General features: G+C 72.1%; 8 protein-coding genes. 4 read left to right on the top strand and 4 right to left on the bottom strand.

Annotated features, from left to right (window positions below; translation table 11 throughout):
* Positions 1 to 127 precede the first annotated feature (127 nt).
* Entirely contained in the window at positions 128 to 1,237 is a 1,110-nt protein-coding gene (locus AB0N81_RS41290; protein WP_365367970.1) for an LLM class flavin-dependent oxidoreductase, read from the bottom strand.
* A 122-nt stretch (positions 1,238 to 1,359) separates the two neighbouring features.
* Between AB0N81_RS41290 and AB0N81_RS41285 the strand changes: the two genes are divergently transcribed.
* Together AB0N81_RS41285 and AB0N81_RS41280 are read left to right on the top strand one after the other, a co-directional pair.
* On the top strand, positions 1,360 to 1,608 hold the full coding sequence (locus AB0N81_RS41285) for a hypothetical protein (RefSeq protein WP_365367964.1): 249 nt from the start codon (positions 1,360 to 1,362) through the stop codon (positions 1,606 to 1,608).
* Positions 1,609 to 1,673: 65 nt separating this feature from the next.
* A complete protein-coding gene (locus AB0N81_RS41280) occupies positions 1,674 to 1,865 on the top strand; it encodes a hypothetical protein (RefSeq protein WP_365367968.1) in 192 nt (63 codons plus the stop codon).
* An 8-nt stretch (positions 1,866 to 1,873) separates the two neighbouring features.
* Here the strand turns inward: AB0N81_RS41280 and AB0N81_RS41275 are convergent, their stop codons facing one another.
* A complete protein-coding gene (locus tag AB0N81_RS41275) occupies positions 1,874 to 2,611 on the bottom strand; it encodes a decarboxylase (RefSeq protein WP_365367962.1) in 738 nt (245 codons plus the stop codon).
* Positions 2,608 to 3,441 (bottom strand): decarboxylase, encoded by an 834-nt coding sequence (locus AB0N81_RS41270; protein WP_365367960.1) that lies wholly within the window; start codon positions 3,439 to 3,441, stop codon positions 2,608 to 2,610. The genes AB0N81_RS41275 and AB0N81_RS41270 overlap by 4 nt, the downstream gene beginning before the upstream one ends.
* Positions 3,442 to 3,728: 287 nt before the next feature.
* On the opposite strand from AB0N81_RS41270, the gene AB0N81_RS41265 reads away from it, so the two are divergent.
* Together AB0N81_RS41265 and AB0N81_RS41260 are read left to right on the top strand one after the other, a co-directional pair.
* Complete coding sequence (locus AB0N81_RS41265) at positions 3,729 to 4,706, top strand: D-2-hydroxyacid dehydrogenase (protein WP_365367958.1); 978 nt, start codon at positions 3,729 to 3,731, stop codon at positions 4,704 to 4,706.
* 54 nt (positions 4,707 to 4,760) lie between these two features.
* Complete coding sequence (locus tag AB0N81_RS41260) at positions 4,761 to 6,164, top strand: amidase (protein ID WP_365367956.1); 1,404 nt, start codon at positions 4,761 to 4,763, stop codon at positions 6,162 to 6,164.
* A 46-nt stretch (positions 6,165 to 6,210) separates the two neighbouring features.
* Here the strand turns inward: AB0N81_RS41260 and AB0N81_RS41255 are convergent, their stop codons facing one another.
* Entirely contained in the window at positions 6,211 to 6,711 is a 501-nt protein-coding gene (locus AB0N81_RS41255) for a DUF3830 family protein (RefSeq protein ID WP_055567492.1), read from the bottom strand.
* Positions 6,712 to 6,772 lie beyond the last annotated feature (61 nt).

Genomic DNA, 6,772 nt, shown 5'->3' with positions numbered 1-6,772 from the left:
CCGTTACGACAAGCGCGGATACGTATTCCTTGGCACCGTTACCGCCGCCGCACTCCTCATCTGGCTCCGCTCATGATCGGAGAGACGGACCCTAGGCGACGCCCGGCCGTGAGGGGGGCGGCTACGGCTACGCCTTCGGCAGGCCGTACGCGTCCGCGATCAGTTCGTAGGAGCGCAGGCGGATGTCGCCGCTGTGCGCGTTGCCCGTGATCATCAGTTCGTCGGCGCCGGTGCGCTTGGCGAGGTCGTCCAGGCCGGTGCGGACCTGGTCGGCGGTGCCGTGGATGACGTTGGAGTTCCAGCTGCTGACGAAGTCCCGCTCCATCTCGCTGAACTGATAGGCCTCCGCCTCCTCGGGGGTGGGCACGAGGCCGGGGCGGCCGGTGCGCAGGCGGACCATGTTCAGCGCGGCGGCCATGACCTGGCGGCGGGCCTCCTTCTCGTCGTCGGTCGCGAGCGCCGAGACGCCGATGAGGGCGTACGGGGCGTCGAGGACCGCGGAGGGCCGGAACGTCTCGCGGTAGAGGTCGAGGGCCGGAATCGTGTTCTGCGCGGAGAAGTGGTGCGCGAAGGCGAACGGCAGGCCGAGGGTGCCGGCGAGGCGGGCACTGAAGCCGGACGAGCCGAGCAGCCAGATCGGCGGCCGGTGCGGGGACTGGACGCCGCCCGGCGAGGTCGCCTGGACGGGTCCGGGGACGGCGTGGATGCGGGCGTAGGGGTGGCCGTCGGGGAAGTCGTCGTCGAGGAAGCGGGTGAGCTCGGCGAGCTGCTGCGGGAAGTCGTCGGCGCCTTCGTTCAGGCGGTCCGTGCGGCGCAGGGCGGCGGCGGTGGCGCCGTCGGTGCCGGGGGCGCGGCCGAGGCCGAGGTCGACGCGGCCGGGAGCCATCGCCTCCAGGGTGCCGAACTGTTCGGCGATGACGAGCGGGGCGTGGTTGGGCAGCATGACGCCGCCGGAGCCGAGCCGGATGCGGGCGGTGTGCGCGGCCAGGTGGGCGAGGATCACGGCGGGCGAGGACGAGGCGACGCCGGGCATGGAGTGGTGCTCGGCGACCCAGTAGCGGTGGTAGCCGCGGGCCTCGGCCAGCCCGGCGATCTCGACGCTGGTGCGCAGCGCGCCGGTGGCGGTGCGTCCGGCGCCGACGGTGACGAGGTCGAGCACGGACAGGGGCACGGGCGCGGTGCCCTGCCGCTCGCCGCGGATGCCGTCGTCGCGGGTGCCTTCGCCGGTCGGGTCCACTGTCACTGGGGGTGCCTCCTGCACTGCGTACATGCGTCACGTGGGTACGGACACGAGAACAGGAGGGTCACTCCGTTTATTCCCCGCATGTCGGCGCGGCCGTACCCGCTACCGTGCCGACCATGGCTGATCCCCTGAAGACCCTCGTCGACGGAGTCGAGGTCGAAGTGCCCAACACCATCCCGGACATCCGCGCCGCCCTCCCCGCGGAGCGTCGCGCGGAGTTCGACGGGGCCATCAACGGAGCCGGGGTCGACGAGATCCACGCGGTGATGCGGCACTGGATGCTGGAGGCCGTGCCCGACCCGGACGCCGAGGCCCGGCTCGCCCGGCTGGCGTCCGACGAGGCGGAGAGGCGGGGCACGTCGTGAGCCCTCGCCACCGCAAGGGCTACCGCGTCACCTACGCGCCGCCCGCCGACGACACCCTCACCAAGATGGGCGACGCCGACGCCTTCCGCGCCACCCTCGCGCGCACCGTGGGCCGGGACCCGTACGGCCACGGCTCCACGCCCGTACGGGACGACCCCGACCGCAGGGAGGCCACGGTCGGCGGCGCCATAGTCCTCTACTACGTGTCCGGGTCGGTCCAGACGTTAACGGTGGTCAGGCTGATCCTCAGCCCGTGAGCCGCGCCCTATTTCTCCGCCTGCACCAGCGGCTCCTTCGTGAACAGGTGGCCCAGGGCCGGCGCGTTCACCCGGCGCTGGGCGAGGCGCAGGGCCTCCCAGACCGTGACCTGGTTCGCCGTCAGGACGGGCTTGCCGAGCTCGGCCTCCAGATCGCGGACGTACGCCGCCGTGTGCAGCGCGGTGTCGGGCAGGAGTACCGCCTGGGCGTCCGGGTGGTCGCCCGCGCGGGCCAGTGCGAAGACCTCGTCGCGGCCCCATGTGCCGACCTCCGCGGCCGTGATGATGCCGCTGCCCCTGGCCGACACGACCTCCGCGCCCGCGTCCTTCAGGAACGCCGAGAAGTGCCCGGCCACGTCCTCCGGATACGTCGCCGCGACCGCGACCCTGACCGCCCCCACCTCGCGTACGGCGTGGGCGAAGGCGAACGACGTCGAGGAGGCGGGCAGCCCCGCCGCCCTGGCCAGCCCGCGGACCTGGTCGTGGGCGCCCTCCCAGCCGAAGACGAAGCTGCCGCTGGTGCAGGCCCACACCACCGCCTCGGCGCCGGAGAGCCGCAGCTCCTCGACGCCCGTGGCGAGCCGCGTCGCCGAGCCCATCTCCAGGAGCGCGTCGACCCGGTGGGCGTCCTCGCCGATGTCCGTGTGGACGACCTGCAGCCGGATGTCGCTGCCGAGCATCTGCTCCATGCGGGGATAGTCGTCCTCGGCCGAGTGCCCCGGGTAGAGAAATCCGAGTGCCGTCACGTCCAGCCTCCTCCTTCTGCGGGTGGTCCTTCGGGCAGGCCCTGCGGCGGTGCCGGCGGATTCAGCGGGCTGCTCGCGCCCGGCCGTGCCGTCGGATCGATCAGTGCCTGATAGGGCCCTACCGCACGGGTACCCAGCCGGCGCAGCGCGGACCACATCGTCACCTGGTTCGCGGAGATCACCGGCATGCGCAGCTCCGCTTCCAGTTGCGGGATGACGTCGTAGGTCGGCAGGTTCGTGCAGCTGATGAAGAGGAGATCGGCGCCTCCGTCGCTGCCGAGGACCGCGCGGCGCGCCATGTCGGCCACGTCCCGGTAGGGGACTTTCCAGATGTGCCGGGTGAGGCCGAGGTAGGCGCGGCCGGTGACGGCCACGTCCGCCGACGCCAGGTACTCCTCCAGGGCCTGGGTGACCGACCAGGTGTAGGGCGTGACGAGCGCGATGCGTCGCGCGCCCAGTTCCCCGATGGCCTCCAGGAGCGCGCCCGACGTGGTCACCGAGGCGACCGCACCCTCGCGCGTCATGGCCTCGCACATCGCGCGTTCACCCGCGGTGCCGCCGACGAAACTGCCCGACGTACAGGCGTACGCGAGGACTTCGGGCTCGGCGGCGGTCAGTGCCCGGACCGCCTCGGCGAGTGTTTCGTGTTCGCTGACCAGCCGTGCCAGGTCGAGGCTGACCTCGACGGGCACGTACGGCGTGCGGGTCAGATGGAGGGAGACCTCGTCCGGGATCCAGCGCCACAGTTCGCGGTCGAGGACGAAGTCGAAAGGGGCGACGACGCCGACACCGCGCTGAGGGTGTGGTCCGCCGAGGAAAGAGACGTCCATGAGCAGTCCCCAAGTAGTGCGTGGGTTCAGGGACCGGCCGGGGGCCGGGGACGAGCGATGCCGGCGACGCGCCGGGACGTCGGGACGGGGAGATCTGCGCGGGCGTACCACACAGAGTGTGTGAGCGGCTGCACGGAGAGTACTGGTTCTTGCACTGCCGGTACAGCAGTGCCTCTGTTGACGAAGGTAGGTTCGGGTGCGAGCGTGGTCAATCCGCACATCTCAGACGGCTGAGTCCTGTTTGGACGCGGCTCGGCCGTACCTCCTGACAGGGAAGCGGAATCTCATTGCGAAACGGTGTCCCGTCGGTTTCCGAAACGACCGTCCTCGTCCTTGACGCCGAGCCCCCGACCCCGCCGCCACGCCTGGGAAGCCTGGCGGGCCGGGCCCGGATCGAGCACGCCGACGAGACCACGCTGGCCGGGCGACTGCCCCTCGCGGACGTGCTTTTGGTGTGGGACTTCACCTCCGAGGCGGTGCGCCGAGCATGGCCGGGCGAGGGGCCGCGGCCCTCCTGGGTGCACACCGCGAGCGCGGGCGTCGACCACCTGATGTGTCCCGAACTCGCCGCGTCCGACACGGTGGTGACGAACGCGCGCGGTGTCTTCGACCGGCCCATCGCCGAGTACGTGGCGGCGCTCGTGCTCGCCATGGCCAAGGATCTGCCGCGCACCCTGGAGCTCCAGCGCGACCGGTCCTGGCACCACCGCGAGACCCAGCGGATCGCGGGCACGCGCGCCTGCGTGGTCGGTTCCGGGCCGATCGGGCGCGCCATCGTGCGGGCGCTGAAGGGCCTCGGGATCATCACGGCCCTGGTGGGCCGCACGGCGCGCCCCGGCGTGCACGGGGCGGACGAGCTGGACCGGCTGATGGCGCGGGCCGACTGGGTGGTGTGCGCGGCGCCCCTCACGGACGCCACGCGCGGCATGTTCGACGCCCGGCGCTTCGGCCTCATGCAGCCCTCCGCCCGGTTCATCAACATCGGGCGCGGGCCCCTCGTCGTCGAGGACGACCTGGTCGCCGCCCTGACGAAACGGTGGATCGCGGGCGCCGCCCTCGATGTCTTCGAGCACGAACCGCTGCCCCCGGACAGCCCGCTGTGGACGGCGCCGGGCCTGCTCGTCTCCCCGCACATGAGCGGCGACACGGTGGGCTGGCGTGACGAACTGGGCGCCCAGTTCGTCGAGCTGTACGAGGCGTGGGCGGCGGGCCGGCCGCTGACGAACGTGGTCGACAAGGAACGCGGGTACGTCCCGGGCCACTGATCACCCCGCCTCTCCTCCCTTCCCGATCGCCCGCCTGTCTGCTGAGGAGCCTGCATGACCGAGCTCACGGATCTCACCGCGGTACAACTCGTCGACGGCTATCGCAAGGGCGAATTCAGCCCGGTCGACGCGGTCCGGGCCGCGCTGCGGCGGGCCGAGGAGACACAGCCGACGGTGAACGCCTTCGTGCGGATCGCGGCGGAGACGGCGTCGGCGCAGGCCGAGGCCAGTGCGGAGCGGTGGCGGCGGGGTGAGCCGCAGGGTCTGGTGGACGGCGTTCCGGTGTCCGTGAAGGACCTGCTCCTGATGCGCGGCGGGCCGACGCTGCGCGGCTCGCGAACGGTCAGCCCTGAGGGGAAGTGGAATGAGGACGCGCCCTCGGTGGCCCGGCTGCGGGAACACGGCGCGGTGTTCATCGGCCGGACGACGACACCGGAGTTCGGGTGGAAGGGCGTGACGGACAGCCCGCAGAGCGGTATCACCCGAAATCCGTACGATCCGTCGCGCACCTCCGGCGGCTCCAGCGGCGGCAGCGCGGTCGCCGTGTCGGTCGGCGCGGGCCCGCTGTCGCTCGGCACGGACGGCGGCGGTTCGGTGCGGATTCCGGCGGCGTTCTGCGGGATCTTCGCGCTGAAGCCGACGTACGGCCGGGTGCCGCTGTATCCCGCGAGCCCCTTCGGGACGCTCGCCCACGTGGGCCCGATGACGCGGGACGCGGCGGACGCGGCGCTGATGATGGAGGTGATCACGGGCCCCGACGCGCGCGACTGGTCCCAACTCGGCGCCTTCGCAGACGGTTTCAGCGCCGGTCTGGGCGGCGGCGTGCACGGGCTGCGCGTCGCCTACTCCCCCTCGCTGGGCGGGCAGGTCGCGGTGCGGCCCGCCGTCGCGGCGGCCGTGCGGCGGGCCGTCGAGTCGCTCGCGGCGCAGGGCGCGTACGTGGAAGAGGCGGACCCCGACTTCTCGGAGCCGGTGGACGCCTTCGAGACGCTGTGGTTCAGCGGAGCGGCGCGCGTCGTGCAGCATCTGTCGCCCGCCCAGCGGGAGTTGCTCGACCCGGGGCTGCGGGAGATCTGCGGGCAGGGGGCGCGGTACAGCGCGCTGGAGTACCTGGAGGCGGTCGATGTGCGCATGGATCTCGGGCGGCGCATGGGCCACTTCCACTCGACGTACGACCTGTTGGTCACGCCGACGCTGCCGATCACCGCGTTCGAGGCGGGAACGGAGGTGCCGAAGGGGTCGGGGCACCGGCGCTGGACGGGCTGGACCCCGTTCACGTACCCCTTCAACCTCACCCAGCAGCCCGCCGCGACGGTTCCCTGCGGGGTGGACGACGACGGGCTGCCCATCGGCGTGCAGCTGGTGGCCGCGCGCCACGCGGACGCGGTGGTGCTCCGTGCGGCGCACGCGTTGTACGAGGCGGGCAGCGCGGGGATCGCGCCGCCCTCCCTCGGCTGAACCGCGCGACCGCGCGACCGCGCCACCGCGCCACCGCGCCACCGCGCTACGCGCGCCGGAAGTTCAGCGTCTCGCCCTGGGCGCCCGCGCGCCACAGGTCGTTGCAGGCCTCGGCCATCCGGTCGAGGCCCTCGACGATCTGGCCCCAGACGATGCCGGGCACCCAGCCGACGTCGCCGTTCAGGAGCAGGTTGTTCCGTTCGTAGAAGAGGGCGAGGTCGACGACGGTGGTGCCCGCCCGCACGTCGGCCTCCGCCTCGTATCCGTACGCCTGGGTGCCCAGTTCCGTACCGGAGAAGGAGAAATAGCAGAGATCTCCCGGGATGGGGGTGACTGTCGGGTTCTCCAGAGGCGGCTCGCGGTCCGCGAACGCCGGGAAGAGGGCGTAGATCTCATTGCGCGCGTACTTCGCGTGATAGACGTCCGAGCCGAGCGGCAGTGCCTCCCACACCGCCGCGCAGGTCACCGGGGCCCGGTCGTCGAGCAGTTTCGCCGTGCACTGAACTCCCCGCTTAGCGAGGGAGACTTCGATGAATCGCTCTGCCATGTGTCCCATGCTCCTCCCTGGGTCAAGGGCACAACGATTGCATCAGGGGCCGGAATTCGTC

It is taken from the genome of Streptomyces sp. NPDC093510 (assembly GCF_040683555.1).
GTDB lineage: Bacteria > Actinomycetota > Actinomycetes > Streptomycetales > Streptomycetaceae > Streptomyces.
The sequence above is the reverse complement of the archived record's forward strand: the minus strand, read 5'-3'. Positions and strand labels throughout refer to the sequence as shown.